This is a genomic window from Streptomyces sp. NPDC001858 (assembly GCF_053594615.1).
In genome coordinates this window covers 18,660-44,405 of record NZ_JBSFEV010000008.1, presented here as the reverse complement: position 1 = coordinate 44,405, position 25,746 = coordinate 18,660, and the positions used below count along the sequence as shown (strand labels likewise).

28 protein-coding genes are annotated in these 25,746 nt (G+C 70.8%); 10 read left to right on the top strand and 18 right to left on the bottom strand.

Annotated elements, in window-relative coordinates; translation table 11 throughout:
• Positions 1–231: 231 nt before the first annotated feature.
• Positions 232–1,479: a hypothetical protein gene (locus ACWCPF_RS13825; RefSeq protein ID WP_451045215.1), complete on the top strand. Its 1,248-nt coding sequence runs from the start codon at positions 232–234 to the stop codon at positions 1,477–1,479.
• Positions 1,480–1,889: 410 nt separating this feature from the next.
• Here the strand turns inward: ACWCPF_RS13825 and ACWCPF_RS13820 are convergent, their stop codons facing one another.
• A complete protein-coding gene (locus tag ACWCPF_RS13820) occupies positions 1,890–2,540 on the bottom strand; it encodes a Scr1 family TA system antitoxin-like transcriptional regulator (RefSeq protein WP_451045214.1) in 651 nt (216 codons plus the stop codon).
• A 1,053-nt stretch (positions 2,541–3,593) separates the two neighbouring features.
• On the opposite strand from ACWCPF_RS13820, the gene ACWCPF_RS13815 reads away from it, so the two are divergent.
• Positions 3,594–4,241, top strand: coding sequence for a hypothetical protein (locus tag ACWCPF_RS13815; RefSeq protein ID WP_451045213.1), 648 nt, complete (start codon positions 3,594–3,596; stop codon positions 4,239–4,241).
• 52 nt (positions 4,242–4,293) lie between these two features.
• Here the strand turns inward: ACWCPF_RS13815 and ACWCPF_RS13810 are convergent, their stop codons facing one another.
• Positions 4,294–4,812, bottom strand: a complete 519-nt coding sequence (locus ACWCPF_RS13810) for a hypothetical protein (protein ID WP_451045212.1) — start codon at positions 4,810–4,812, stop codon at positions 4,294–4,296.
• Between the two features lie 390 nt (positions 4,813–5,202).
• Between ACWCPF_RS13810 and ACWCPF_RS13805 the strand changes: the two genes are divergently transcribed.
• Positions 5,203–5,706, top strand: coding sequence for a DUF6233 domain-containing protein (locus tag ACWCPF_RS13805; protein ID WP_451045211.1), 504 nt, complete (start codon positions 5,203–5,205; stop codon positions 5,704–5,706).
• 361 nt (positions 5,707–6,067) lie between these two features.
• On the opposite strand, the gene ACWCPF_RS13800 is transcribed toward ACWCPF_RS13805, so the two are convergent.
• The 16 genes from ACWCPF_RS13800 to ACWCPF_RS13725 all read right to left on the bottom strand — a co-directional run bounded on the left by ACWCPF_RS13800 (position 6,068) and on the right by ACWCPF_RS13725 (position 18,905).
• On the bottom strand, positions 6,068–6,571 hold the full coding sequence (locus tag ACWCPF_RS13800; protein WP_451045210.1) for a hypothetical protein: 504 nt from the start codon (positions 6,569–6,571) through the stop codon (positions 6,068–6,070).
• 334 nt (positions 6,572–6,905) lie between these two features.
• Complete coding sequence (locus ACWCPF_RS13795; protein WP_451045209.1) at positions 6,906–7,913, bottom strand: SpaA isopeptide-forming pilin-related protein; 1,008 nt, start codon at positions 7,911–7,913, stop codon at positions 6,906–6,908.
• Positions 7,914–7,946: 33 nt separating this feature from the next.
• Positions 7,947–8,585 carry a DUF317 domain-containing protein gene (locus tag ACWCPF_RS13790; RefSeq protein WP_451045445.1) on the bottom strand — a complete coding sequence of 213 codons (639 nt, stop codon included), beginning with the start codon at positions 8,583–8,585 and terminating at the stop codon, positions 7,947–7,949.
• Positions 8,586–8,813: 228 nt separating this feature from the next.
• Positions 8,814–9,302, bottom strand: a complete 489-nt coding sequence (locus tag ACWCPF_RS13785; RefSeq protein WP_451045208.1) for a hypothetical protein — start codon at positions 9,300–9,302, stop codon at positions 8,814–8,816.
• Positions 9,303–9,332: 30 nt separating this feature from the next.
• Positions 9,333–10,202: a DUF317 domain-containing protein gene (locus tag ACWCPF_RS13780; protein WP_451045207.1), complete on the bottom strand. Its 870-nt coding sequence runs from the start codon at positions 10,200–10,202 to the stop codon at positions 9,333–9,335.
• The gene (locus ACWCPF_RS13775; RefSeq protein ID WP_451045206.1) at positions 10,199–11,428 is read right to left on the bottom strand and encodes an ATP-grasp domain-containing protein; all 1,230 of its coding nucleotides are present in this window, start codon (positions 11,426–11,428) and stop codon (positions 10,199–10,201) included. The genes ACWCPF_RS13780 and ACWCPF_RS13775 overlap by 4 nt, the downstream gene beginning before the upstream one ends.
• Before the next feature lie 109 nt (positions 11,429–11,537).
• On the bottom strand, positions 11,538–12,725 hold the full coding sequence (locus ACWCPF_RS13770; RefSeq protein ID WP_451045205.1) for an MFS transporter: 1,188 nt from the start codon (positions 12,723–12,725) through the stop codon (positions 11,538–11,540).
• A 44-nt stretch (positions 12,726–12,769) separates the two neighbouring features.
• Complete coding sequence (locus tag ACWCPF_RS13765; RefSeq protein ID WP_451045204.1) at positions 12,770–13,288, bottom strand: regulator; 519 nt, start codon at positions 13,286–13,288, stop codon at positions 12,770–12,772.
• Positions 13,285–14,130 carry a winged helix-turn-helix transcriptional regulator gene (locus tag ACWCPF_RS13760; protein WP_451045203.1) on the bottom strand — a complete coding sequence of 282 codons (846 nt, stop codon included), beginning with the start codon at positions 14,128–14,130 and terminating at the stop codon, positions 13,285–13,287. Before ACWCPF_RS13760 ends, ACWCPF_RS13765 begins: the two co-directional genes overlap by 4 nt.
• A gap of 41 nt (positions 14,131–14,171) precedes the next feature.
• Positions 14,172–14,585, bottom strand: coding sequence for a hypothetical protein (locus ACWCPF_RS13755; RefSeq protein ID WP_451045202.1), 414 nt, complete (start codon positions 14,583–14,585; stop codon positions 14,172–14,174).
• A 10-nt stretch (positions 14,586–14,595) separates the two neighbouring features.
• Entirely contained in the window at positions 14,596–15,039 is a 444-nt protein-coding gene (locus ACWCPF_RS13750; RefSeq protein WP_451045201.1) for a hypothetical protein, read from the bottom strand.
• Positions 15,036–15,518, bottom strand: coding sequence for a hypothetical protein (locus ACWCPF_RS13745; protein ID WP_451045200.1), 483 nt, complete (start codon positions 15,516–15,518; stop codon positions 15,036–15,038). The genes ACWCPF_RS13750 and ACWCPF_RS13745 overlap by 4 nt, the downstream gene beginning before the upstream one ends.
• 360 nt (positions 15,519–15,878) lie before the next feature.
• Positions 15,879–16,628, bottom strand: a complete 750-nt coding sequence (locus ACWCPF_RS13740; protein ID WP_451045199.1) for a hypothetical protein — start codon at positions 16,626–16,628, stop codon at positions 15,879–15,881.
• Positions 16,629–16,887: 259 nt separating this feature from the next.
• Entirely contained in the window at positions 16,888–17,373 is a 486-nt protein-coding gene (locus tag ACWCPF_RS13735; protein ID WP_451045198.1) for a hypothetical protein, read from the bottom strand.
• Complete coding sequence (locus ACWCPF_RS13730) at positions 17,370–17,915, bottom strand: DUF4913 domain-containing protein (RefSeq protein WP_451045444.1); 546 nt, start codon at positions 17,913–17,915, stop codon at positions 17,370–17,372. The genes ACWCPF_RS13735 and ACWCPF_RS13730 overlap by 4 nt, the downstream gene beginning before the upstream one ends.
• A 234-nt stretch (positions 17,916–18,149) precedes the next feature.
• Complete coding sequence (locus ACWCPF_RS13725) at positions 18,150–18,905, bottom strand: DNA-methyltransferase (protein WP_451045197.1); 756 nt, start codon at positions 18,903–18,905, stop codon at positions 18,150–18,152.
• Between the two features lie 516 nt (positions 18,906–19,421).
• Here ACWCPF_RS13725 and ACWCPF_RS13720 point away from each other — a divergent pair.
• From ACWCPF_RS13720 to ACWCPF_RS13690, 7 genes are all read left to right on the top strand, one after another.
• Positions 19,422–20,525, top strand: a complete 1,104-nt coding sequence (locus tag ACWCPF_RS13720) for a C40 family peptidase (RefSeq protein ID WP_451045196.1) — start codon at positions 19,422–19,424, stop codon at positions 20,523–20,525.
• A 131-nt stretch (positions 20,526–20,656) separates the two neighbouring features.
• Positions 20,657–20,971 (top strand): DUF6112 family protein, encoded by a 315-nt coding sequence (locus tag ACWCPF_RS13715; protein WP_451045195.1) that lies wholly within the window; start codon positions 20,657–20,659, stop codon positions 20,969–20,971.
• Positions 20,971–21,663, top strand: a complete 693-nt coding sequence (locus ACWCPF_RS13710; RefSeq protein ID WP_451045194.1) for a hypothetical protein — start codon at positions 20,971–20,973, stop codon at positions 21,661–21,663. Before ACWCPF_RS13715 ends, ACWCPF_RS13710 begins: the two co-directional genes overlap by 1 nt.
• 34 nt (positions 21,664–21,697) lie before the next feature.
• A complete protein-coding gene (locus tag ACWCPF_RS13705) occupies positions 21,698–23,074 on the top strand; it encodes an SCO6881 family protein (protein WP_451045193.1) in 1,377 nt (458 codons plus the stop codon).
• 82 nt (positions 23,075–23,156) lie between these two features.
• Positions 23,157–24,629, top strand: a complete 1,473-nt coding sequence (locus ACWCPF_RS13700) for an SCO6880 family protein (protein ID WP_451045192.1) — start codon at positions 23,157–23,159, stop codon at positions 24,627–24,629.
• Between the two features lie 23 nt (positions 24,630–24,652).
• Positions 24,653–25,243, top strand: a complete 591-nt coding sequence (locus tag ACWCPF_RS13695) for a hypothetical protein (protein ID WP_451045191.1) — start codon at positions 24,653–24,655, stop codon at positions 25,241–25,243.
• Between the two features lie 30 nt (positions 25,244–25,273).
• Positions 25,274–25,720 (top strand): DUF6238 family protein, encoded by a 447-nt coding sequence (locus ACWCPF_RS13690; RefSeq protein WP_451045190.1) that lies wholly within the window; start codon positions 25,274–25,276, stop codon positions 25,718–25,720.
• The last annotated feature ends 26 nt before the right edge of the window (positions 25,721–25,746 follow it).

Below are 25,746 nucleotides of genomic sequence, written 5' to 3'. Positions count from 1 at the left end.
TCATCCAATCCAGGCGTTTGACATCGAACCTAGCCGCTCGGCTTCTCGCCCCACAGAATCGTCACTTCAGCGGGGAGGTTGCCGATCCAGGGTGGGCCCCTCCGCGCGGTCCGTGTGTCGGCAGCGTCTACCAACCGGGCAAGCACCTGGGCCCGTTGTCAGTGCGCCATGCGACCCTCGGCCCCGTCTAAACGCTCGCCCAGCCGATGCGCCTTTGAGATGGGGGACTACATGAGTGACGACACACGGACCGCCACGCCTACGCCAGAGGACGCTATGCGCTCCGCCCGGCTGCTTGCCCGCGCCGAGGCGGCCGTCATGGCGCTCTTCACCACGCGGGCATACGAACTGGGCTGGACGGTACGCAGCGAGCCGAGCGGCATCCTGGACCACGTCACGCTGTGCTGCGACGTGGGACATACGACTCAAGTAACACCCGTGACCGCACTGCATCCCAAGCTCGGCAGCACGATCCTCCAGGCACCCGAGGGACAGGTGTTCCATCTGGAAGTGGGGATGGAACACATGGCAGTGCAGGGAAACCCGCAGCTGGCAGCCTTCTCCATGGCGCTAGAGGAGTGCGAGCACTGCACGCGGAAGCAGTGGGAAGAAGCCGCCCGTGCATCGTTCGCTGCCTACGCCATCGAGGCTGATCTCCGAATCCTGGCCGACGCCGCATCCTCCAACGGGTATTCAGCGAAGAAGGTTTGCTGCCTCCAAGGGCATGAGTTCACCATCACCGCGATGGATCCACGTACCCCTAACCGCGAGCCAGACTACGGGCTTGCATACGGCCGCACCTGGCGTGACTTCACCCTCACCGATTCCGTAGTAAAAGAACTTTGGCCTGAGCGCGCGCCGATCATCGCAACGGCTTCACCGACCCCCCTACAGAAGGGCGGCTACGGATTCATACCGGGCGCCGGCGGTGCGGACGCCCCTTGCGTTACATGTGTGCGCATCTCTCAGACGCCCAAGCTCGTTGAGTTCAGACGTCGCGCCCGCGAAGAGAACGCGATGATCCTGGATTCCATGTCAGACCGGGTTCTCCAGACCGTGCGCCTCTGCTGCGTTGCCGGGCACCTGACCTCAGTGAGCATCAACAACGGATTGAAGCGCGCATTGCTGTGCGTTCGATGCGCGGGAGCGGGTATTCGCCCCGAACCAACCGTGTACTACGTGGCGGCCGGCGAGGCCATGGTGAAGCCTGGAATTTCCTCGGGTGACGGACGAGGGCGGCTAGACACCCACCGCAGCCAGCACAGTCTGGGTCAAGTCCGAAGGCTCATAACGGACCTGCCCGTCGGCGCAGCCCTCAACGTCGAGCGGCACGTCCTGAGCGGCCTGGCTGGCCAGGGCATCAGACCGGTGATGGGCTTCGAGTTTTTCGATGCCGTGCATATTGACCGGGTGCTGGAATTGGCTGACGGGTGGTTCGCAACGAACCTGCCGAACTCCCCCTGGTCGGTGACGACCTAAGCCAGCCAAGGGAGCTTCTTGCCAGACCGACAGCGGACTAACTACGCCGTCAACGGACAGAACTTCCCTGTCCGCCGACATCGAACCCAGTCCGTGGAGTTCCTTGACACCCAACGCAGTCTTCGCAGGTCACGGCGTTGGCGAGCGCGGACAGCCTCACCGACGCCCTTGGCAATCAAGTAAGCCGCCGCAGGTCAGCGCGGGGCGGACGACTGGATTTGCTGTCCAAGGAAGGGGTGCACCTCGGCGGCCTACGTCATGGCCTGCCGCAAGGCCGAGGTGCGACATTCCCGTCCTTCGCCATCCATTCGAGGCGTTCGTCTCTCTGCGGGCTCGGGGTAGTCCTGACACGCTGCGGCGGCTGTCTTCCCCTGGTTAGGGTCGGGGGAAGACAGCCGCCGATGCGTTGATCAGAACTCTCCAGTCAGGAAGGCATGCCGGAGGGCGGCCCATTCCGCGGCGTCGAAGCACAGGGGTTCGCGGTCAGGTTTCTTCGAGTCCCGGACAGCGATGCCACCGCCGGGGAGGTCGGTGATCTGGACGCAGTTGTTCTCGCTTCCGCTGGCCGAGGGCTTGCGCCAGGTCGCGGCGGAGAGGTTGTAGGAGTACAACTCCGCCTTGAGTCCGTTCACTTGCGGGCCCCTTCTTCCATTCTCGCAATTCGTGCGAGTGAATCCTCCACCGACAGGGCCGCCGCGCGGATGCGCTCGACCGCGCCGGCAAAGAGTGGACGCGTCGTCGCCCTCAACGTAGGCCGCACCGCTGCGGTTCTCCAACAACACGACATCCGGGGTGGAGCCGGGGAAGGTCACCAGGCTGAAGCCACCCTGCAGTCCGGGGTGGGCTGTGGAGTCCAGCGGCATGACCTGGATGGTGACGTTGGGCATCTCGGCCGCCTCCAGCAGCTTGCGCAACTGCTCGCGCATCGCCGTCGGCCGGACAGCGAATCGCCGGTGGAGGGCGGCTTCGTGGATGATCGCCCAGAACTCCAACGGGCTGCCGGGCCGGGTCAGCACCGCTTGACGGGCCATCCGCACCTCGGCGAGTGCCGCGATCTCCACCGGAGTGCGAGACAGGGGGCCCGACCCGGCCATGAGCAGAACAATGCGAGTGCGACTGAGCGGTCTAGTCGGTTGTGACCGCGCTTCCGTGATGAATACGGCTGAAGGCGGATGCCAACTCTGATGAGCTGTTACGAGGTGAGGTCACACTGCTCTCTTGCCCTCTTCCCAGGCCGCAGGCAGGTCCGCCAAGGTGATTTGCTGGTGGACTGCTCCAGCGGACAAGGAGGGGCACCATGTCAGACGGGGAACCACCCGAGGTCACGTGGTCAGGCCCTGCCACGCCAGGTTCGCCTGTCGCCGCCGAAGCGACCCAGTTCGTCGCGGCACCGCTGCTCGCCGGTGCCGCGGTCGCCACGATCGGAGTGGTAGGGGCCGATGGTGCGCAATTCCGATGGCCTGGGCCATCTATGCTCGCGCTGACTATTGCAGCCACTTGCCTGCTGAATGGAATACAGCTCGCGCTACGTGCACGTCACTACCTCTATAACAGGGGAGACCTAGAGGCGTGGCGTGGAGCTCTGGGCGATGATTCACGGGCCAGACGTTTGGCGATGCGGCACAACCGTGACTTTATGGTGTGGCGGCGCATCAACAACTGGTCCGCCATCAGCTACGAAGCAGGATTGGGCATGCTGCTGCTTGGTCTGGCTGGGCTGGTAGCTCCCCCCGACCATGCATCCCTGGAACACGCGGTCTGCCGCTGGTGTGCAGTCGGAGTCGTGGTGAGCGCTCTCCCCTCACACATCGCCTTTTCAGTACACCGGTTCCGGTCGGCAGTCCCAGCACGGCCAGATGCATGAACAGGCCGGCCCGTGCACCCAATTCTGATCTTCAGAGGCCCTGATCCATGAAACCTTGGCGGACCTCATACCTGGATGCGGCGAGTTGGCGTGGCTGGCCGATCCGGGGCGGCTGGAGCCACTAGGGTCCCGGGGCGTGACGGAGATGAGGGAAAGTCCCGGGTGTTTCTGCGGGTGCGGCGAGGCCGCAGAGATGGGCAGGTGGTTCGCTCAGGGCCACGATGTCACGGCGGCTGCTGCCCTGCGCGCTTTGGAGGAACTGCGCCTGCCGCGCCAGCTGGTATCGCTGGGGTTCGGCCCGGAGCGCTCGGTGGTGCAGACGGCCATCGAGGAGGCGGGCTGGGTGCGCTGCACCAGGTGCGCCTACGTCGGTCCGTCGGCCAGCCACGCTCGGGCCGACGCCTGCACCGCCGACACATCGGCCGACGAGCAGCAGTCCCTCGCAACCGAGTTGGCAGAGCAAAAGTCCGCGACGCGGGCTGGCCCAGCCCGTCCCGGGCGGGCAGTTCCCACGGCGGCCGATACTGTGGTGCCAGTGCTGGCCGAGTCCGGAGCCGCCAAGGGCCGGCTGTTGCCCGGGGCGGATAACCCGACGTGGGAGGCGGTGCCGCTGCATCTGCGCCAGCAGCTGCGGGGGCCCGCGCAGGAGCTGGTGTCGCCCGCACGAGGGCCGCTGGCTGCACGGGAGAACCGGCCGGTGCTGAGCGCGGTCCGGGCGGCCAGCCGGATGCGGGTGACCGGCGTGCACTGGACCCTGCTGCTCACCACCGGCCGTGAGTCGTTCGGTGACCCGCGCAGCCAGCGTGCTCAGGTGCTGTACGCAGCACTGGAGCAGGTGGCGGCCCAGCACGCGGCGTCCGGACCGGCTACTGGGTCGAGCATCAAGGCGGCCAGCTGAGGCGCTCAATGGCCAGGTACGCGCTCATTCGGAGGCGACGCGGCGCCGTCTCCTAGCGGCCGACCGTGCTCCAGTCGGCGGGGGCAGGCGGCACCGAGCGGCCGGCGACGTGATCGTGGAGGCGCCGGGTCAGTTCCGGCAGGTCGGAGGCCGGGAAGCTCACCTGGAGCAGTCGGAGGTCGAACCGCGACGGAAGATCGTCCTTGAACATCGCTGCGTCCATCGGCTTGATCTTCACGTCCCACGCGTCGGGGGCTGCCCAGTGGGTCATCCGCACGTAGAACGCGTTCCGCGGGCCGGCATTGGCAACGGCCGAGAGGAAGGCGAGCCCGCTGTCCACCGGGAAGTCGATGAGCATCCAGCCACGTCGAGACTCGACCCACTCGGCCATGTGCGGCAGCTTGTCCGGCCAGGCAGCGTTGCTCTCCGCGAGGTCCTGGCAGCAGGTGAAGGTGTCGAACCCGCACTCCCAGATTGCCTGGATCGTGGGTGCGAGCTGTTCGTCGATCTCAGCGTGGCGGCTCCCCAACCGGACGAGGACGGTGGGGTGCGTACCTTCGTATGACGTCATCGCAGGATCATAGGAGTGAGCTATGACATCGAGGCATCAGCTGCCCACTGGCCACATGGCGCGCTCACCGGGCCGACTAGAGCACCCAGTCAATGCAAGGAGAAGGCCTCTCACCTGCCAGGATGCACCCAAAATCGAACACGTGATGCAATAGGCGGTATGCGTCGCTCTGCTCTCCCCGAGGACTTGGTCACCGCGCAGCGTGCCTGGGAACGGACCTATCGAAGCCTGGCCGACCCGGCCAATCAGCAGCGGACGACAGCCCTGCGCCGGCGCCTTCTGGAGCTGTCGGTCCAGGTGTGGTGGCACCCTTACTGGCAGCAAGCCGGGACCGGGCAGCGGGCAGCGCTGCGTTCCTCGGCGCGAGAGCTGGGACCAGGGACCAGGTAGGTGACCAGCTCGCACAGCGACCGGCGGGCGGTTGGGCCCTCGCCGGCCGAAATAGCGCTGACGCTGCCGGACGGGCAGACCGTGCGGGTCCGGCTCCACGCACGCCGCGAGGTCGCCGGTCCCCACCCGTGGCGTTACCTCGTGGGCGTCCCCTCCTGGATCGCGCGTCCGGACGGGGTCGAGGCGGCCGAGTACACCGTCTGGGTGACCGATCGTCAGCTGACGCCCGTTGAAGGAGTGGATCTGTCCGGCGTGCCGACCCGGCGTCTGCCCGGTCCTCCACCACAGCCGGCCCCCGGCTGGGTGGTCCGCCCCGCGCCCGGGCGCCGGGGACGGACGATCGTGCACGACGCCACATGCCGCCACGCCGCAGGCGGCGGAACGGAGCTGGGCACGCAGGAAGCGGTGGACGCCCTGATGCGAGAGGGCGCTCGGGCCTGCACCGACTGTGACGCGGCGGCTGTATTGCTCCCGGCACTCGAACTCGGCCAAGGACACGGATAGCAGAGCGATTACCGCTGCCCTCTGCCCGCTATGGAGATCCCGGAGCCCGCCGACCCTCCATACCTCGATCCCGATCGAGCGGATCCGTCACGGCCGGTCTGCGGAATCTGCCCGGCCTCCCGAAACCGCAAGAGCAGTTCATCGTCTCCAGCAGGCCCTCTTGGGAGTGTCCCTTCAGCCCTGCGAACTGGCACCGCTGCATCCTCGACGAGGGCGTTCTGACCTGTGGACACCGGAAAACGTGGAGCCCGACAAGATCGCCCCGCCTGCGAAGGCACCGCCGGACCAAGAAGGGGCACCGACCCGCCTCCGGGGTTCGCAGCCCTTCTGGAGTGCTCGCTACACGCGCCGGCGAGGCCGGTCATGAAGCACCGGTCCGCCAGGACGCCCCCAGATGAGCAAGATGCCTGCGAAGTACGCCGCGCTGCTCCTCAAGGTCCGGCGAGGCGGGAGACAGGAGGTAGACGTTGTCTCGGTAGGGACGGAAGCCCAGACGCTCCCACCCCTGGGCGATCCTGGTGTTCACGCGGTCCCACTCGGACCTGTCCGTCAGCCGTCGGCTGCTGAGGTCGGTGATGCCGGGCGAGCAGGCGATGGCCCGGCAGCCGGCCATAAGCCGGGTGATCGCCTCACAAGCGAGCACGCCCGCCAGGCCGTGCCCGCGCCATGGGGGATCCAGCGTCACTCGATCCATCACGAGCAGCGCTGAGCCGACATACTCCAGTCGTTCGCTGACTTCGTCGGTGAAGGAGCCCGTCTCGGGATCAAGGAGGGCCTGGGCGGTCTCGTACAGTTCCTCGGACACCTCCTCCATGGCCCAGAAAGCGTTGCGGCCCCGGTCTAGATGCACCCGGTAGAACGTCATAGCCCCGACCGCAGCCTGCTCACCCGTGCACGACGGGGAGTCGGGGGGGCACGCGCCCGCTGGGTCGCACCGGCTCTTGCCCGGCGGCGTGGGTACGACGGCGGTGCAGGACGGCCACGTTCCAGCGCTCCAGCGTGTCAGTCTGTGGGGTGTCCCAGAGTTCGTCGTCGTAGGAGATGCGCAGGTGGAGCTCGGAGGGATCGCCGGGGAGCGGGGAGTGCTCGATAACTGCGGCAGCCTAGCGAGGCATCCACACGGTTGAGGACGACGGAGCCCCCGGATTCCAGGCTGTGGAATCCGGGGGCTCTGTGTCACGAAGAGGGCGGGGGGCGGGTCAGCTCTCGTCGGATTCGTCGGTGGGGCTGCCCGTCCGGCCGCGGCGTGCCGTGGCGAAGGCGCCTGCGCCTGCTGCGATCAGCACTGCCGCGCCGCCAATCAGCCACGGTGTGGCGTCAGCTCCGGTGTGAGCGAGGGCGCCCGTCCGCGCCTTCGGAGTGGAATCGCTGGCCGGGGTGGAGGGGTCGGGATCCGGTGTGTCGTTGCCCGCCGCGGAAGGCGTGGCGCCTTCGCTGCCGTTGCTCGGCTTGCCCGGTGTGGAGGGGGTGTCGGTGGGCTGGTGTGTCGGCTTGTCCGAGGGGTCGGGCTTCGGGTCTGTGGCGGTCTTGGTGTTGGTGACGGTGAGGGTCACAGGGGCGCCGGGGCCCGCGGTGAACGTCTTGGCAGGCTTGTGGAGGTCGTAGCCGGCGGGGGCCTTGATCTCCTTGGCCCAGAATTGCGTCGTCCGGCTCGTCACGGGCAGTTCTGCTGAGGTCGTGCCCTTGGTGCCGGTGGTCAGGGTGAGCAGCGTCAAGGGGCCTGTGCCGATGTTCACGGTTGCGCCGGGCAGGAGCTTTCCGGTCTTGTCGTCCTTGGCCTGCAGGAGGATCTTGGCGGCCTTGAACGGGTCGGTGATCGTCAGCCGTGTGGTCGCGCCCGGGGTGACGATGACGTCCTGGTCGGCGGCGACCTCGTGGAGCGGGCTGCCGGAGGCCGTTTCCTTCAGCCGGTAGAGGCCCGGAGCGAGGTCCGGGAAGGCCAGTTTTCCCTGTTCGTCGGTCTTCCCGTGTCCGGCTTCCTGGCCGGCGGCGTCGAGCAGCAGGAACGCGGCGCCAGGGAGCGCGTCCCCGGCCGTGTCCTTGGTGATGGTCTCGACGCTTCCCGTGTCCGGGGCTGGTGTCTCGGCGGGGGTGGCAGGGGCCGAAGGGGTCGGTTCGGAGAGCTGGGCGCTTGCGGCCGGGGCCCAGATGAGGGGGCCGGTCACCGCGACGGCGACGGCGGCGGAGCGGACGAGGCGTGGGTGCACGAGGAAGAGGGCTCCTTGATCGTTCGGCGGAGGTCAGCGGGGGCGGCGGACGGCATGAGTCGCGGGCGGCAGCGCGGGGATCGGATGGCTGGGCGGCTGCTTGGCCGCAGCTGGTGCGACGTAGAGGTGACGGCGGGTGTTGAAGGGGATCTCTTTCACGGTTCGGTGCAGCGGTTCGGTGGAGATCAGCGAGGTGGTGAAGGCCGCGGCGAGGGCGGCGGGGGCGTCAGCGGAGAAGCGGGCCTGCCAGTGCGGTTCGCTGGGGTGTCCGCCCCAGGCCCGCCAGATCGGGCCGTCGGCGTCGGTGGTGTCGTACCGGTGGCGAACGCCGCCGAGGCCCTCCGGTGCAACGAAGGTCTGCGTGCCGTCCGTCTTGACGCTGTGGCTCCAGCCGCGGGTGAGGAGCGGCGTGTACACCTCGTACGCGGCTGTCGCATCCTCGAACAGTCGGTCCTGGCCGCTGCCGCGGTCTTCGAGGTACAGGTGGAGCAGCGCGGTGTGGACGGCGCGCAGGAGCTCGGCGGGGGTGGTGGCGTCGAAGGTGATCTGCCAGGTCTGGTGACCGAAGGGGACACGGTTCGCGCTCATGGTCCACGTTCCCTTGCCCCGCGTCGCGGGTTTGGGGGCGAAGCAGGTCCAAAGCCGGCCGCAGGGGCTGCTGGCGAACGCCATTGCGTCATCGTCGTCCGCAGGTTGAAGGTCCCAGCCGTCGTCGACGGGGAAGGGCCAGATCGTCTGAAGGTCTGTCTGGCCGGGACCGGCGAGGTGGCGCGGGAGGACTTTCACGGTCTGGGCGGGATCGAGATCCTTGAAGGGGTCGGGGAGCAGATCGGGCTGCACGAGGAGAGGCTCCTGGTGGATGGGGGGCGCGGGATGCGGTAGCGCGGGGAGGATGGGGGTTCAGCGGGTGCGGGCCCCGGTGGGGGGAGCCGGCTGTGCTGGAGTGCTGCGCGGGGGACGGTCGGCCGTGCGTCTGGGCGCGGTGGCGGTCCAGGCGCCGGGGAACCAGACGGCGGTGTACTGCTCGATGGCGTCGCGCAGCCCGGTGGTGACGGCTCCCTCCCACGGTGGCCGTCCCGGGCGGTGGTGGTGGTCGAAGGTGCCGTACTGCTTGGTGTTCGGCCGGGTGTTGGCCGCTTCGTCGCGGCGGTGGAAGGTGCCGTGGTCGATGAAGGCGAGCGCCACCGCGTCGATCTCGCCGCGGTCCGGGTGGACGACGGCCAGGCGCAGGCCGCCGTAGGTGTCGGCGTGGATGGTGCGGGTGAAGTCGATCCGCAGCCGTAGCGGTGCGCCGGGGACCGGGACGGCGAAGTAGGTGTCGCCCACGACGGTGTGGTCGTGGAAGGGGAGGCACAGCTCGGCGAAGAACTCAGGAGCCTGCAGGGGCAAGAGGGGTCTCCGGTCGGGATCGCTCCGGTGCTACCGGCGGGGGCCGGGCAGGGCCGGTCGGCTGCAGGTGCTCCAGCGCGGGACGCTGGCCGCGGGGAGCACGGCCGGGCGGCGGGAGGAGACGGCGCGCTGCACGTCGAGCGGGGTGGGGGCCGTCGGGCGGGGCGGGAGGATCGGGGTGAGCTGGGCCATGCCCTTGATGTAGCTGAAGGTCGCTTTGCGCCATCGGGGCAGTGGAGCCGGATCGGCGACGCACCGGGTGAGGGCGGTGAGCAGGGCGACGGGGGTGTCGGTGCTGGCCGTGGCGTACCAGGCGGGCCGGTCGAGGGACTTGCCCGCCCACAGCTGCCAGCGGGCGTCCCGCGTGGTCAGCTCGGCCTCCGGATCGAGGTCGCCGGTGGTGAATTCCATGCCGGCGAGGCCGTCCGGGGCCTGGACGGCGAAGACGCCCCAGCGCGGGCGGTCGATCTCCCAGCCCTGTTTGAGGAGCGGGACGACGGCGAGGAAGGGGTCGTGCTCGTCGGTCCCGGAGACCGGCCGGGCGAGGTAGGCGTCCGGCCCCTGCTCGTACGCCGCGGCGAGGGCGGTGGTGAACGCGGTCACGAACTCGGTGGGGACACGGTCGTTGAGACAGACGCCCCACACCGGCGGGCCGAACGGGTCCTTGTAGGCGTTGATACGCCAGAGCCCGTCGTCGTCGCCTTCGGGGAGGTATCCGAGGCGCACACGCCGGTCGGGGGCGTGTATGTAGGCGTTGCCGAGGTCATCGTGCTGGAGGTCCCAGCCGAGGTCGAGCAGCGGGGCGAAAGCGGGGTCGCCGATTCCGGTGGTGGAGGCAAGATGGCGCGGAAAGACGTAGACGTCGCCGTCGATGTCGAAGAGCGGGTCGGGCGGGGTCATCGGTCCGCCCGTGTGGTGAGGGTGATCTCGTCGGCAGCGGTGTCGAGGCGTTCGGTGACCTCGGCGGTGGTGCGGCCGGTGACGATGTAGAACCCGGCCCGGGCGGTGAACAGGTCGCCCTCGGGCGGCAGGAGGAGCTGGTCGCCGATCTCGCGGAGCCAGTGCACTTGCCGAAGCCAGGGTGTGTGGGCGGCGAACGGCTGGTTGACGTTCCGCTGGGTGAGTGTGCCGGAGGTGTCCGGGTAGAGCATGCGGATGCCTGCTGCCGCGCTGCGGGTGGGGGTGAGGTCCGGAGTCCGGCTGCAGGCGAGGTCGGCGGCGGCCTTGGGCAGGTCGATGCCGGTGGCGAGGCGGACGAGGTGGCCGATCAGGTCGCCGCCGATGCGTGCGTTGACCTCGATCAGCCGGGGCCGGCCGCCGACGAGGCGCATCTCGACGTGCTGCACGCCGTCGGTGATCCCCAGAGCCTTGACCGCAGCCGCGGCGGCCGGGGCGGCCTGGGCCAGGAGCGGGTCGGCGGCATCGACGGTGTGGCCGGTCTCGTCGAAGTACGGGGCGGGGCCCAGGTGTTTGCGGGTCACGGCGACCGCTGTGGTCACGCCGCGGTGGGTGACGCACTCGACGGAGACTTCCGGCCCGTCGAGGTACTCCTCGACCAGGACGCCGGTGTCCTCACTGCTGCGGGCCGCTCCGGCCGAGGCAAACGCGAACGCGGCGGGCAGCTCTTCGGGCCGGTCGACGCGGATCACGCCGACGCTGCCGGCGGACGCGGCGGGCTTGATGACGGCGGGATAGCCCAGCGTCATCGTCGCCTGGCCTGCCTCCCGCAGGGTCCGCGCCTTGATCGAGGCGGCCGAGGGCACGCCGTGGCGGGCGAAGAGGGTGCGGGCGGTCGCCTTGTTGCGGCAGGCCCGCATCACTTCGACGGAAGGCGAGGACAAACTGAGCGCCCTCGCCAGGCGGGCGGTGGGGACGAGGTGCCACTCGTCCCAGGTAAGCACGCCGGCGAGGTCGTGGCGCTCGGCCAGGGCCCGCCCGCCGGCGAGCAGGGCTGCGGGGTCGCTCAGGTCGACGACGGCGTGGTCGACGATGAACGGCCTCTCCCACGACGGCTCCGCGCCGGCGAGCAGGACGACGTCGTACGCGGCGGCCACCTGATCCAGGCAGTAGCCGCGAAGGGTCTCATCGCCCGGGGAAACGACGAGCACAACGGGACGAACGGACAAGAAGGGGGCCTCCGTATCGGTGGACGGCAGAACGAGAAGAAAAGGGGGGGTGTCGCAGGCGGCTCGGCGGCGGGCGTGCGGTTCTCCACAGGCTGGGGACGCAGCTGGGTCAGGTGCGCAGGGCGGGGTCCGTGCGCAGACGGGCGAACGCGCAGAACAGGCCGAGGGCCTGCAGGACGGCGCAGCCGGTGATGACGTGGCCCATCGCGTCGGGCGGGGTGAGCGCGGTCAGTACGCCGGCGATGGGGAAGGGCAGCAGCACGATGAGAATGGTCGCCGACAGGGTGCTGCCGAACTTCTCCTCTGGGATCAGGCGGGAGCGCAGGGTGCGCAGGACCACCGCCATGCCGCCGTCTGCCGCCATGAGGACTGCGACCAGGACCAGGTAGGAGACGTAGTCGGGGGCCTGGGCGGCGGCGAGACAGGCGAGCGAGGCGAGGGCCGCGCAGGCGGCGCCGACCGGCCACAGGCCCAGGCCGTCCAGCGCGAACCGGCAGAGCGTGACGCTCAGGAGCGTGGCGCCGGCGGCTGCGGACCAGACCAGGCCGACGGCGATGGTGGACTGCCCGAAGTGCTGGACGACGATCACCGGGCCGGCCGCCTGGAGCAGTCCGGTGGCCAGGTTGGACAGGGTCAGCCCGGTCACGAGCCAGCCGAGCGCGGGCAGCGAGCGGATGGTGCGCCACCCCGTGAGGAATCCGGCACCGTCCCGCCCCTTCAGCGCGCCGGCCCCGGCGGCTGGCGAAGGGGGTGTGCGCGGAGCGAGCAGCGCGGCGAGTAGCGAGACCGCGGTGATGACGGCGAGCATCGGCGAAGGGCCGGCGAACAGGAGCAGTCCGGCGAGCGCCGGGCCGGCCAGCGTGGCGGTCTGGTCGATGCCGAGCAGGACGGCCTGGACGCGGTGGGCCCGTGCACCTGACCGGCGGCCGGCGGCGGCGCCCGCGGTCTCGGCCGCGATGTAGCTGAACTCTGTGAGCACTCCGGTGGCTGCCGCGAGGACCAGGACGGTCACGGTCGCCGCGGTGCCGGCGGGGTGGAGGTGGAGGAGGACCGCGCCGGCGGCGAGGGCCACCGCGCGCCCCAGGCAGGCGAGGCGGAACACCACGGAGGCCCCGCGCCGGTCGACAACCGATCCGGCCCACCCGAAAGCCGCCAGCCTCGGAATCCACTCCAGGGCGAACGCGGCGCCCGTCAGAGCGGCCGAGCGCGTCGTGGCCAGAACCAACAGCGGGATGCCGTAGGTGGACATCGCGAACGCCAACGCGTCCGCCGTGCGCGGCACGTAGATGCTGCGCATCAGCCCGGCACTGTCGCGTGCGTGCCGGCGTGTCACCGCTGCGCTCACGCAACCGGCTCGGGCACGCGGGTGACCTGCGGACTACCGGCCAACCACTGGATCACGAGGGCGCGGAGACGGGCCAGGCCCGCCTCGGCCTCGGCGCTCGGCAAGCGCGCGGCGGACACCGGTGCGAGGCTGTCGGCACTCTCGGAGCTCTCGACCGCAAGCGAGGGTGCCAGCAGGCTGAGAACGTGGCGGACGCGGTCGCTGAACCCGCAAACCTGCGACGGCAGGGCGTGGCTTCGGGACCAGCGCGCAGCCGTGTCGTAGAGGTCGGCCAACTCGCAGCCTGTGTCGGTGAGTTCCAGGCCGGCGCCGGGCACGGTGCGGACGAGGCCGTGGGTGCGGGCTGTCTCGGTCGCGCGGCGCAGTTGGTGCATGGAGAGGTCGGGGAGGGTGGCGGCCAGCCGTCGTGGCGGTATGGCCCCGTTGTCGTCGATCTCGGTGACCAGGCGGATCAAGGAGCGTGACGCCAGCAGCTCGACCGCGTCGCCGGCTTCCGCTGTGGAGGGGATGGTCATCGGCGCGGGCCTCCCGCCGGGACGGCCGCCTTCGGGCGGGCGGGCGTGGCATGGGAGAAGAGATCGCGGTGGCGCCAGGCCGCAGCGGACTCACCCGTGCGGGATACAGGGAGCGTCGCGGGGGCCGCCGTTCGGGGCGGGCTGCTGAGCCACGGCCTCGGCGCGGGCTTCGCCTGCGGGCGTCCCCAGACGGGGTGGTGGGCTGCCTGGTTGAGGGGCTGCCCGGCAGACCACGCGGACAGGGCGCCGAGCACGGGGCCGAGGTCGTCGCCCGCCGCGGACAGCCGGTAGGGCCGGCCGGTGCCGTCGGTGTCGACCAGGCCGTCGGCGACGAGCTGGCGCAGCGGCGGGTAGATGTTGCTCCAGTCGTTGCCGGGCATCACGATGCGGGTCAGGGCCCGCCCGCTGACCTCCTCGCGGGACTTCAGCACCCACAAGATGGCGGCGGCGTGCCGCCGGGTGAGCAGAGTGAGGCTGTCTTCGATCTGCTCGATCGCGGACAGCGGGCGGTCCGCGGTCTCCAGGTGTTCCTCGGCCCAGGTGACCATCACCGGCAGGATCGGCAGCAGTGCCGCGCCCCGCTCGGTGTGGCTGTATGTCACATGCCGTGGGGTGTGTTCGGTGCGCTCGACGAGCCCGGCGTCGCACAGCGACTTGACCTTGGGGTGGAGCTGGCTGTTGTGCAGCCAGGACACCTTGGCCGCCAGCTCGGTGTACCGCTGCGGCGGGCCGGACAGTGCCAGCAGGATCCTCACGTTCCAGCGCGGGGTGATCATGGCGAGGGCCTCGGTGACGCGGGCGACGTCGGCGTCGGTGTCGGGAGGCAGAGCGGTGATGGCCAAGGGAGGAACTCCTGGGTGAGGGAAGAGGGATCGCCTGCGGGTCAGCGGCTGTGCGCCGTGCTTTGGGCCGGGAGGGGCGGAGCCGGCAGCGGCGGCGAGGGAGCCGGCGGGGCAGGCGTCGGGGCCGGGATGCGGGCCAGGCTCTGCAGGACGGCGGCGACCGACTTGGCCTGGACGTCGCGGACGGCGACTGCTTCGGCGAGCCGCCGTGCCCCGTCGAGGAGGTGGGAGACCTCGTGCCGGCCGATCTGCCGCTCGGGACGGATGAGCCGGGCAAGGTGGTCGCGGTGGACGTCGATGCTGCGCTCGGCGAGGGCGAGGTCGTCGTGCATGCCGATCAGGGCGCAGAGCATCCCGGGCGGCTGGTCCCGGGCGAGGGCGGCGAGGTCAGCGAGCGGCGCGCCGTACAGGTCCTCGATCCGTCCGGCTATCTCGGTGGACGTCAGGTAGGGCAAGCCGGGGCTTTCAGGGTCGGCGGGCCCGGGCCGCCCCGGCACGCGGAGGTGCCGGGGCGGCAGACGAGGGCAGGGTGGCGGTGGCCTTGAGCTGCGTCATGCGGATGGGCCGGGCCTGCCGGTCTTGCGGGGGCATGGTGCGCAGCAGTTCTCCGAGGGCTGCGCGGTAGTTGTCGCGGGCATCCAGCGCGGCCTCCAGCCACTGCGCGTCGGAGCGGAGCTTGTCCGCCGACAGAGCGCCCATGTCGCGGTCCGAGTCCATGTCCGCGTGGACGCGGTCGCGAACGCGGGCGACCTGCTCCTCGGTCAGAGCCAGGAAAGAGCGCAGTTCCAGAGCGCGGGCGACGGCCGGAGAGGCATCGTGGCCGGCAGCCGCCTCGTGCAGCTCGGAGACCGGGCTGCCGAAGACCTTGTGCAGGTGGGCGTCCATGGTGCTGGCCTTGACCGGGCTCATCGGGCGGGCCTTCCCGCCCGAGGCTCCGACGCCTTCGCGGGCTTGCCTGCGGGTCGGTGGGGAGCGCTGGTCTGCACCGCTGGGCCCGTTCGGGGGCGAAGACGGGCGTGCCGTTCGGCGGCGAGGTCCTTCCTGCCTGGAGCGTCAGGGTTAAGGAGCCATCTCACGACCAGGGCCCGGCCGTCGCGGGCGGTCACGGCCGCGTTCACACGGTGGGCGAGGCCCATCGTCGGGTCGTCGACCTCGCTGGGCTGGGTTTCCAGCGCGGCGAGGAGGTCGTCCTGCGCGCGGTCGAGCACGGACTGGGCCTCGACGAGAAGGCCGTGCCACCTGACGACGCCGGTGGCGTCGGGATTCGCCGTCGGCGCGGCGGCGACCGCGGCCTTCAACTGGCCGATGTCCATGGCGAAGCGCGCTTCGATCCGTTCGGTGAGCACGCCCACGACATCCTCAGCGTCATCGGATATGCCGTCGGACAAAACGAAATCTCCTGTTCTGAAAAGGTGCCGATGCCCTGGGGAATGCGAGAGGGCCGGCCGAACCCGGCGGCTCATCCGCTTACGGGCGCCTGCTGAATTCCTGTCGGTCCAGGGGCCTCGGATGCCGCGCCGACGGTGACGGCGGCGGAGAGCATCGGCAGCGCGAGCGCGCCAGGCACCGCTGCGGAGATGGCAATTCGGGTGGAGCGCATACGGAAGAAACCTCAGTGAAGGCATAGGGACTGCGTGGAAGAACGCCGCGGGTGTTGTCCCGGCGGCTGTTCAAGAGTCCGGAGAATCGCCGGTTTGGCTAACCGGCGATCGTCGGCTATGTTCCGCCGCCCGCGGTCGGCGAGGGTGCTAGCGCGAACGCCCAGACGGGCGTGGAGCAAGGGCCTTTGGCACACCGGCCGGGCGGCCGACTGCGGCTGCGGCGGCCGGGCGGACCGGCGGGAGAGGACTGGCCTCGCCGGTGAGGCGGTCGTCGCACCACTGCAGGGCCTCGCCGACCGTGTCGAAGCCGCCCTCGCGCAGGGTGTGGGTCCAGGTGTCGGTGTCGACCTCCTCGACCACGACACGGAACGGGCTGGGCGCTCGCTCGTCCAGGGCGCGCAGCGCCACGACCACGACCATGTCGTCCGGGTCGTCGCAGGTGTAGGAGTAGCCGATGGCGTAGTGGTCGCCGTCGCCCGCGAGGCGGCGCTCCAGCGCCCGCGTCGCATCGTCCGCCGGCGGTGGGCCCGAGTCGGGGTTGAGGCTGATGGCGGCGGGCGGGCAGCCGCGGTGGATGAGCCAGGACTGCGCCATCGCGGGCAGCGGCATGGGGGCGTGCTCGAAGGTGAACGTCCGCTTCTCCCGGTCCCGTTGCAGATGCACGGCGAGCACCTGCGGCATCCCGGGGTGCCCCCACGTGGCGCTGCGGTCGAACAGGACGTAGTAACTGTGCGGACCGTGGTGGTGTTCGGCGAGGGGGACGAGCATGTCCTCGTGGACGGCGACCTTGCGTTGGAAGTCGAGATACATCTCCTCGTCGGCGTCGAAGTCGTCCAGCTCGAAGTCGACCTCGGGGATGAACTTCCGAGCCGGCGCCGGTTCGGTGGGAGACAACAAGGGCCTTTCTGTGGAGTTCAGCGCCGCTGCGCCGGGGCAGAGGGCAACGCGCCAGGGCGAGCCGGAGGCTGGGGCGCCCGCGCGCCGGATGCCGGGTGCCGAGGCCGCCCCAGCGGCCTCGATCGGCTCCAGGGCGGCGAGCGCCTTCCCGGCTGCGGCGTCCCGCGCGTCCGCCGGCGTCCTCCAGCTGGTCCGCGGTGAGATCGATGCGCGTGAACAGGACGTCATCGACAGGGAGCGCGGGCGGCTCTGCGGGCGTTCAGCGGGTGTGCTGGTGCGCGGGGTTGTGTGCGGGACGGGGCAGGCCCGGCAGTGCGGTGGGCGGCGGACCGGGCCGGGGCGCGGGAGTGCGGGTGGTCAGCTGCGGGGAACGGGAGCGGGCCGCGTGGGTGCGGGCGCTCAGCGGCCGGCGGGTCATCCCCAGGCGGCGGCCGACCTCGTCGTAGACGTCGTTGCCCGCGCGCGGCCGGACCGCGACTACATGGATCTCCTTGTCATGGGCGGACTCCGCGGGCGCGGGGCGGACGCCGTAGACGACGCGCCACTCCTTGCGCGAATCCACGAACAGCTTCCGGTAACCCTCCAGATCGCCGTCGAGGCGCAGTCCGAAGCGCTGCGCGTTCACGACTTCCTGCAGGCAGGCGAGGGTGAGGTCGCGGATATCGCCAGGCGACTGGAGGAGATCGGTCAGCGCGCGGGGGTCGAAGCTCAGGCCGAAGGCGGGCTGCTCCTGTCCCGCGGTCATGACGTCGGCTCGTCCGGCTCGGCAACTTCCGCGGTGGCCGCCGGCGTCTCGGTGCGCACGGACGGCGGCGGGCCGGGCAGGAGACGGTGCGCGGGCCGGTCGGGAGAGGTCATGCAGGCCGACAGCGGCCCGCCCGGCGCACGGACCGCCGCGACGGCGTGGGTGAGGAAGTCCCGGTGCCACACGAACATGTCGGAGAGCCCGGATTGGGGGTCCTTGTGCTGCTGGTAGGCGAGCCACAGCGCATGGAGCCAGGCCACGACCTCGTCGTGTTCCTGCCACTGCAGGCACCAGGGCGCCGCGGTGGTGACCTCGGCCCCGTAGACCGGGAGGAAGAAGTCGTCGACCCAGTCCGACAGGGCGTCGAGTTCGTCCTCGCGCTGCTCTCCGGCCAGTTCCAGGATCGGTCGGGGCTCTGGCGGAGCGGCGAAGGCCGGGCCTGCGAGCCCTGGCATGCCGAAGGCCGCGAACGGCGATCCGCCCGGCGCCGGGGCGGACGCGAGATGGTCGAGCTGTTGTGCCTGCTGAGCCGACTGCTCCATGAGCCGTCGGACGCTCGCCTCGATCCCCTCCAACTGCGGGTCCGGAACGCGAACCGGCTCCCATTCCGGTCCGTCTGCGGGTTCTGTGGATTCGGGCATGAAAGTACGGCCTCCTGGCAGACGCGAAATGACAAATGAGCGGAACCCACGGCACACGGAACGCTGAAGGGGCGCCTGAACATCCCGGCGGGCTCCGTCAAAGGGCCGGGAAGATGGGCGGGTCCCCGGAGCGGCCTATGCGGTGAGGACCACGTCGTCCTGGGTGAGCATTTCGCGGGTCGTCTGCAACAGCCGCTCATTCGCGATCGACGCGTAGTGCTCGGTCTTCTCCACCCCGATGAAGTCCCGGCCCTCCAGCAGAGCGGCCACGCCCGTGGAGCCGGAGCCGGCGCAGAAGTCGAGCACCGTACCGCCCTCGGGGCTGATCTTGACCAGCTCGCGCATCACCTCGACGGGCTTTTGCGTAATGTGCCGGCGCTTGGCACCCGAGGGCTGCGAGGCGCTGTAGAGGCCGGGCAGGTAGACGGGGTTGCGGGAGCCGTCGATCGCCCCCTTGGACGCCCAGACGATGAATTCACAGTTCTGGGTGAACCGGCCCTTCTGGGGCCTGGCCTGCGGCTTATGCCAGGCCAACACCCCGCGCCACAGCCAGCCGGCCGCCTGGATCGCGTCCGTCGTGGTCGGGAGCTGGCGCCAGTCGGTGAACAGCAGCGCGGTGCCCCCGGTCTTCGTGAGGCGGTGGGCTTCGGTCATGATCTGCGTCAGCCAGAACGAGTAGGACCTCTGGTCCATGTTCTCGCCGGTGAAGTCCGGCAGGGCGTGCTGGGCGTCGGCGGAGGTGTACTTCTGCTTCGCGGAGCGGGTCGTGCGCTCCTTGGCAGTCCTACCGCCCGAGTTGTACGGCGGGTCGGTGATGACGGAGTCGACGCAGCCGTCCGGAAGACCGGAGAGAACGGCGAGAGCGTCGCCCTGGTGAAGAGAAAAAGGCAAAAAGGAACCCCAATTCGGGTGCGGAAAAGCGAAGGGAACTACCTACCCGCCTCGCGCTGGAGTCCTCGCGGGCCGAAAGGCGGGCATGAAGAAGCCCAGGGCCGCAGACCGAGGAGGGCGAGGGGGAGTCCGAAAACTGTAGAGGCGAATCCGCCGACGACCAAGAAGTGCCCTGCCGGGGTACCGGATTCCGGCACCTCACACCGGCTTTTTGGTCAACAGCCGATCTGCACCTACTGTTTTTGAACCGCCCGGTGCACCCCGCCGCCGGCTACTCCCCGCCACACCTGGCGGAGGCGGCCACTGCCCCGGCACACCTAGCTCCCGGCCCGGCCGCGCGCAGCGAGCGGCAACTCGCCGGCGCGGCCTGTCCCGTTCGCCCGCCCCGGCTGCCGCGCCCTTCCCTCACGCCTCGCGCACGCGGCACGCCGGACACCGCTCCCCGAAGGACACGCTCATGACGTCTCGCCACCCGCCCTTGCCCGAAAACGCTGACCGGCAAGCGGTCGGATCCGGTTGAAGGCGCTCGCCGCCAGCATCGGCGTCGTCTTCCTCTCTCCGGTCCTGATCGCCGGCACCGGCATGATGCTCGCCTCCTCCGCCGACGCCGTGCAGAGCAACGGCTCCTTCAGCCGCTGTCTGACCGACCTCGACACCGACAAGATCGCCGAGCAGGTCGCCAAGATCCTCGACGGCGCGTCCGGCGAAGACATCCGCGTCGAGGGCCTGGACCTGCCCGCCGAGCAGGTCCCCAACGCCGCGACGGTCGTGGCCGTCGGCCTCTCGCTCGACGTGCCCGAGAAGGGGCAGATCATCGCGCTCGCCACGGCGATGCAGGAGAGCCGGCTGCGCAACCTCAACTACGGGGACCGCGACTCCCTCGGCCTGTTCCAACAGCGTCCCTCCCAGGGCTGGGGCACTGCCGAGCAGATCCGCGACCCGGTCTACGCCTCCCAGCAGTTCTACAAGCACCTGCTCAAGGTGGACGGCTGGCAGCAGATGACCGTCACCCAGGCCGCCCAGGCCGTGCAGAAGTCCGGCCTGCCGGACGCGTACGCGCAGTGGGAGAACCTGGCCACCGCACTGCAGAACGCCATCGCCAAGACCTTCCCCGGCGGCAGCAGCGACGCAGACGGCAAGGACGTGGGCGGCTGCACTCCGGGCCAGGACGGTTCCGGCTTCGGCCTCATCCCAGAGGGAAGCGTCCCGAAGGGCTACGCCATCCCCAGGAACGCAGATCCGAAGGCCCGCAAGGCCATCGAGTGGGCGATGCACCAGCTCGGCACGCTCTACCAGTGGGGCGGGTCCTGCACCGACGCGCACGGCCCCGACCCCATGGGCCGCTGCGACTGCTCCAGCCTCATGCAGCAGGCATACGCGCATGCCGGCGTCACGCTCACCCGGACCACGTATACGCAGGTCAACGAGGGCAAGGCGGTCTCGCCCGCCCAACTTCAGCCCGGTGACCTGATCTTCAGCCGCGGCAGCGCCGCCCGGCCCGAGCACGTCGGCATGTACATGGGCGAGGGCCTCGTGATCGAGGCGCCGCGCACCACCAAGCCCGTCCGGATCACCCCGATCAAGGACTGGACGATCCTCGCCGCCCGCCGCGTCCTCTGACCTTGCCCCCGCCCGGCACCGCCCCGGGCGGGCCGCCGCCGCGGCCACCTCCGCGCCCCGAGCGCACCTCCCCTCCACCTTTCCCTTCGGCCCTCGCCCGGCCCGTGTATGCAAGGAGTCCTGCCACACCCATGTCCGTCCCTCTCGCAGACCGCGTCGTCCAGCTCGCCTACGATCCGGGCATCACGCCCCAGCCCGGCGGCCTGCCCGGCCTGAGCGTGCTGAAGAACGTCGTCAACAGCATCAACATGTTCGGGATCATCGCCGTCGTCGGCGCCCTCGCCGTCTCCTTGGGCGTATGGGCCTGGGGGCACCACACCGGTGGCCACCAGGCCGAAGCCAACGGCAAGAAGGGCGCGGTCGTGGCCGCCGGCGCCGCTCTCGGGCTGGGCGCCGCGAACGGAATCGTGGCCTTCTTCTCCGACCTGGGGTCGCAGGTCCATTGATGCAGAGACGATTCCCTTCCTTTGCGCTGTCCTCGTACGGTGCGGGCTGGTCGGCCAACCGGCGCATCGCGATCGTCACCGCCGCCGTCGCCGTCCTGCTCGCCGTCGCCGGGATCGTCGCCCTACTGACCGGCAGCGAAAGCGGTCACCAGGCCCCGGGCATCGCCGCGCCCACCCCGGCTGCCAGCGCATCCTCCACCGAGGCCGCCCCGAAGCCTTCCTCCGGATCCGGGTCGGTGCCCAAGCCCCCGCAGATCGCCGAGCCGGTCGCCTACGCCGAGGCTGCGGCGCAGATGCTGTGGTCCTACGACACCCGTGACACCAGCCGCGACCAGCAGCTGGCCGGCATGCGCGCCTGGATGGGCACGGAGGCCGAGTACGCCGACTGGGCCTCGGTCTCGGGCCAGGTTCCCGATCCGGTGCTGTGGTCGCGGATGGCCGACCAGGACCAGCACGCCACCGCCCGTGTCACCGAGGGCCACTACCCCTCCGCGTTCCAGCAGGCGCTGGCCGACGACCCGTCCGCGATCACCGAGGCGTACATCTACGTCGTCACCGTCAACGGCACGCAGCAGATCGCCTGGAAGAACGGCGGCGGCGGGGCGGAGGAGCGGGCCGTGACCCTCGCCGTCCAGTGCCGCCCGGACCACGACTGCGCCCTGGCCGCCATCGCCCCGAGCGTCACTCAGTGACCCGCGCCTGAGACGAAAGAAGGAGTGACTCTCCGTGGGTTTTTGTGACTACCCCCTGGCGGACAAGCTGTGCGCCGTCGGCGACGCGGTGGACTTCGCGTCGGACCCCGGCCAGGCCATCGGTGACTGGATGGCGAAGTCCGCCGGTGAACTGGCGGCCGCCTCAGCCGATCTGGCCGCCGAGGCGGTCGACACCACCACGAAGGTGGACCTGAACGCGGCGTGGTTCGTCGGCAACTACGAGATGCTGCTGCCGCTGGGGCTGACTCTGCTGGTCGCCAGTTTCTGCGCCCAGTTGGTGCGGGCCGCGGTGCGGCGCGACGGACAAGCACTGACGCAGGCGTTCACCGGCACCGCGTCCGGCGTCCTGTTCGCCTTCTGCGCCATCTCTTTGACCACGGTCGCGGTCGAGGTGGTCGACGCCGTCAGCGACGGCCTGTTCAAGGCCGCCCATCTGAACATCGAGTCGGCCGTGCGGCGCATGGTGAAGGTCGACCAGATCGGGGCGCTGACCGGCCTGGGCTGGCTCGTCGCGGTCGTCGCCGGCCTCGGCGCGGCCGTCGGGGCGTTCCTTTACTGGTGCGTGATGATGGTGCGCAAGGTCGGCATTCTCGTCATGGTCACGCTGGCCGTGTTCGCGTCCGCCGGCGGCGGCTGGGAGGTCGCGCGGCGCTGGCGCCGGGGCTGGATCGAGGCCACCGCGACTCTCGTGGTCTCCAAGCTCCTGATGACCGTGATCTTCGTCCTCGGCGTCGCCGCCCTGGGCGAGACCGAGGCCGAGGACGGTATCGCGGCCCTCGCCGACGTCATGTCCGGCATCGTCATCATGGCCCTGGTGCTGCTGTGCCCGTACGCGGTGTTCAAGTTCGTGCACTGGGCGGCCGACGGCACCGACGGCGAGTCCATCCACCGTGCCGGCGGCGCCGGAGCGCAGATCGCCAGGGCCCACGCCGAGAAGGCCACCCGCAAGGCCGCCGCAGCCGCGGCCACCGCCGGAACCGGTGGCGCTGCCGCCGGAGCGGGTGCCGCACCGCAAGGCCCCGACGCTGCGGGCGGAGGTGGGTTCCCCGGCGACGTCGCCGCCGGCCCGACCGGCGCAGGCGCAGAGCGCGGGCAAGGTTCGCAGGGCGACGCCACCGGCGTTTCGACCGGTGGCGACTCCGTCACGTCCGGTCTGGAGAAGGCCGTCCAGCCCGCGCCGACGAGCACGTCCGACGACACCAGCGGCCAATTGGGCGGCAGCCCGGCACCGGGCGGATCCGGAACAGACCCCGCGCCCAGCCCCGGCAGCGGATGGCACTCCGCGGCGCCGACCACCACCCCGCCGCCGCAGGGCGCACCACCGTCCCCCGGCTCACGCAACGCCTCGTCCAGCGGGGCGAGCGCACCGCCGCCTGCGACCGGCCTCTGACCCCTGCCCGACTCCCGGGGGCGGGACGTGCACACCGTCTCCCGCCCCCGGGTTCCACCCGCGCCTCCAGGACCCGCCCCCCTTGACTGATCTCTCCGCCGCCCCGGTCACGGTGAAGTTCCCCTACCGGTCCCGCCGCGGCATCCTCCTCGGCCTCTCCCTCCCTCAACTCCTGCTCGTCTCCGGCGCATTGACGCTGCTGCTCATCACGGTGGTGACCACCGGGCTGCTCGGCGCACTCGTCCTGGCCCCGCTGTGGACCGTCGTCGCCGCCCTGGTCGCCATCCGCCGCAACGGCCGCTCCCTGATCGACTGGGCACCGATCGTCGCCCGCTACGCACACCGCCGCCGCACTGGCCAGACGCTCTGGCTCGCCCGGCCCGTCACGCGGCCCCGGCAGGACGGCGTCCTGCACCTGCCCGGCACCGCCGCCTCCCTCAAGGTCGTCACCCCCGCCGACTCCGCCGGCGAGGCTGCCGCCGTCCACGACCCGCACCGCCAACGGCTCACCGCGATCGCCCGGGTCAGCGGCCGTGCGTACGCCCTGCTCGATCCGGCCGCGCAGAACGCGAACGTGGCCGGCTGGGGCCGCGCTCTGGCCGGCATCGCCCGCACCGGACACGTCGCCACCGTGCAGGTCCTGGAACGCACCGTCCCCGACTCCGGCGACGCCCTCGCCCGCCACTGGACCCAGCACGGCCGCCCCGACACCCCCGTCGCCGGGCAGGTCTACTCCGAACTGGTCGCCTCCGCAGGCCCCGCCGCCGCCCCGCACGAGGCGTACCTGGCCGTCAGCCTGGACCTCAAGGCCGCCAAGCGCCTCATCAGCCAGGCCGGCGGCGGACTCCCCGGCGCCTTCACCGTGCTGGAACAGACCACCTCGGCCATCGCACTCGCGGCGCGCAGCGCGGGGCTGACCGTCACCGGCTGGCTGAGCGCGCGGGAGATCGCCGCGGTCATCCGCACCGCCTACGACCCGCACGCGCTGTCCGCCCTCCAGCAGTGGTCGCCCAACGGGCGGGCCGAGGCCGACCCCGCTGCCGCCGGGCCGGTGGTGCAGGTCGAGGAGTACGACCGCCTGGGCACCGACACCGCCCGCCACGCCACCTACTGGATCGAGAACTGGCCCCGCACCGAGACCACCCCGGCCTTCCTGCACGGGCTGATGTTCACCGCCGGGATCCGCCGCAGCCTGTCCCTCATCTACGTGCCGCAGGGGCTCGAGTCCGCGCTGCGCGACGTCCAGCGCACGAAGGCGGCGATCATCGCCGACGCCAACGAGCGCGCCCGCCGCGGACAGGTCGACTCCGAGGCCGACGCGGTCGAGTACGCGGACGTCAAGATCCGTGAGCGGCAGCTGATCGCCGGGCACGCCGATGTGGCGTTGACCGGGCTGCTCACCGTGTCCGCGGAGACGGACGCCGCTCTCGATGCCGCGTGCGCGCAGATCGAGACCGCCGCCGTCACCGCCCAGGTCGACCTGCGCAGGCTCAACTTCCAGCAGCCTGACGCGTTCACGCTCGCCGCTCTGCCGCTCGCCCGCACGGCACTGTGACCGTCCCTCCCGCCCCGCGACCGATGACGACCGTGGCATACGCCCGCCTCATCCGCGAACTGCACGGTCTTCTAGCCACCTGCCAGGACCTGGCCGCCCGTCACAAGGCAGCCCTCGACCAGTACCGCGACCCCGACGGCACCGTGCGTGAAAACGCATACGCCGCCTACGAAGACGCCCGGACCGTCACCGCCATAGAGGCCGGCGACCAGCTCGACACGCTCGTCACCCAGCTCACCGAGCTCGTCGGTCCTCCCCCGCCGCGCACCTTCACCCTCGCTTTCGCGGGGCGCGAGCGCCACGACGGCGAGCAGCCCACGAGCTTCGCCGTCCACGCAGCCAGCCTCCATCAGGCCCGCCGGGTCATCGAACAGCTCCCTGGCTTCCGGCAGTGGTCCCGGGATGACGCGCCCGACGCGAACGAGGGCGTGACCCCGGACATCGTGTTCCTCCCCCGGCAGAGCCACCCCGGACTGCGCGCCGGCGGTGAGTACGTCGACCTGCGGCCCGAACAGACCCTCTCCGCCCCGGCTTCCACCGGTCACCCGGTGCCCGCCGTGATCCCGCCGCCGGCCACTGCATCGCTTCGCGGGCCTCGCTCCCGTCCCCGCTGACCCCGCCGTTCCGCGGCGCCAAGGACTGACTTGAACGCATCCCCCGCCACCGACGCGCACCCCTACCTGCGCGCCGCCACTGCCGGCATCCGCCACCACGCCCGCACCACCGCCGGGCCGGCTGACCGGCTGCACCTGGACACCCTGCACGCCCACCTCACCGCAGCCCACCACCTGCTCGACCGCATCACCGACTCCACCCGGCCCGAGCGTCCCGCCGCCGGACGCCATCTCGCCACCGCGCACCTGCGGCTGTGGCAGGCCGCCACGGCCGTACACGACGCCTTCCACACCGTGCCCACCGACGACGGATACAGCACCGCCGAGCAGTGCCGGCCCGAACGTCTCCCGGACGGCCCCCTGGTGCTCACCATCTGCCAGCGCCACCTGGCCGCCTCCCACGCGATCCGCCGCAAGACCACCCCCACCGACCTCGCCACACCACCGCACGGCCACACCACCAGCTGCACCCTCTAGACCCCGCGCCGAATCGAGCACACCCA

Coding starts and splice junctions, on each gene's coding strand:
- ACWCPF_RS13825 (WP_451045215.1), top strand. CDS start 232: ATGAGTGACGACACACGGACCGCCACGCCTACGCCAGAGGACGCTATG.
- ACWCPF_RS13810 (WP_451045212.1), bottom strand. CDS start 4,812: ATGACGTCATACGAAGGTACGCACCCCACCGTCCTCGTCCGGTTGGGG.
- ACWCPF_RS13800 (WP_451045210.1), bottom strand. CDS start 6,571: ATGACGTTCTACCGGGTGCATCTAGACCGGGGCCGCAACGCTTTCTGG.
- ACWCPF_RS13790 (WP_451045445.1), bottom strand. CDS start 8,585: ATGGCGTTCGCCAGCAGCCCCTGCGGCCGGCTTTGGACCTGCTTCGCC.
- ACWCPF_RS13780 (WP_451045207.1), bottom strand. CDS start 10,202: ATGACCCCGCCCGACCCGCTCTTCGACATCGACGGCGACGTCTACGTC.
- ACWCPF_RS13770 (WP_451045205.1), bottom strand. CDS start 12,725: ATGCGCAGCATCTACGTGCCGCGCACGGCGGACGCGTTGGCGTTCGCG.
- ACWCPF_RS13765 (WP_451045204.1), bottom strand. CDS start 13,288: ATGACCATCCCCTCCACAGCGGAAGCCGGCGACGCGGTCGAGCTGCTG.
- ACWCPF_RS13750 (WP_451045201.1), bottom strand. CDS start 15,039: ATGAGCCCGGTCAAGGCCAGCACCATGGACGCCCACCTGCACAAGGTC.
- ACWCPF_RS13735 (WP_451045198.1), bottom strand. CDS start 17,373: ATGACCGCGGGACAGGAGCAGCCCGCCTTCGGCCTGAGCTTCGACCCC.
- ACWCPF_RS13730 (WP_451045444.1), bottom strand. CDS start 17,915: ATGGAGCAGTCGGCTCAGCAGGCACAACAGCTCGACCATCTCGCGTCC.
- ACWCPF_RS13715 (WP_451045195.1), top strand. CDS start 20,657: ATGTCCGTCCCTCTCGCAGACCGCGTCGTCCAGCTCGCCTACGATCCG.
- ACWCPF_RS13710 (WP_451045194.1), top strand. CDS start 20,971: ATGCAGAGACGATTCCCTTCCTTTGCGCTGTCCTCGTACGGTGCGGGC.
- ACWCPF_RS13695 (WP_451045191.1), top strand. CDS start 24,653: ATGACGACCGTGGCATACGCCCGCCTCATCCGCGAACTGCACGGTCTT.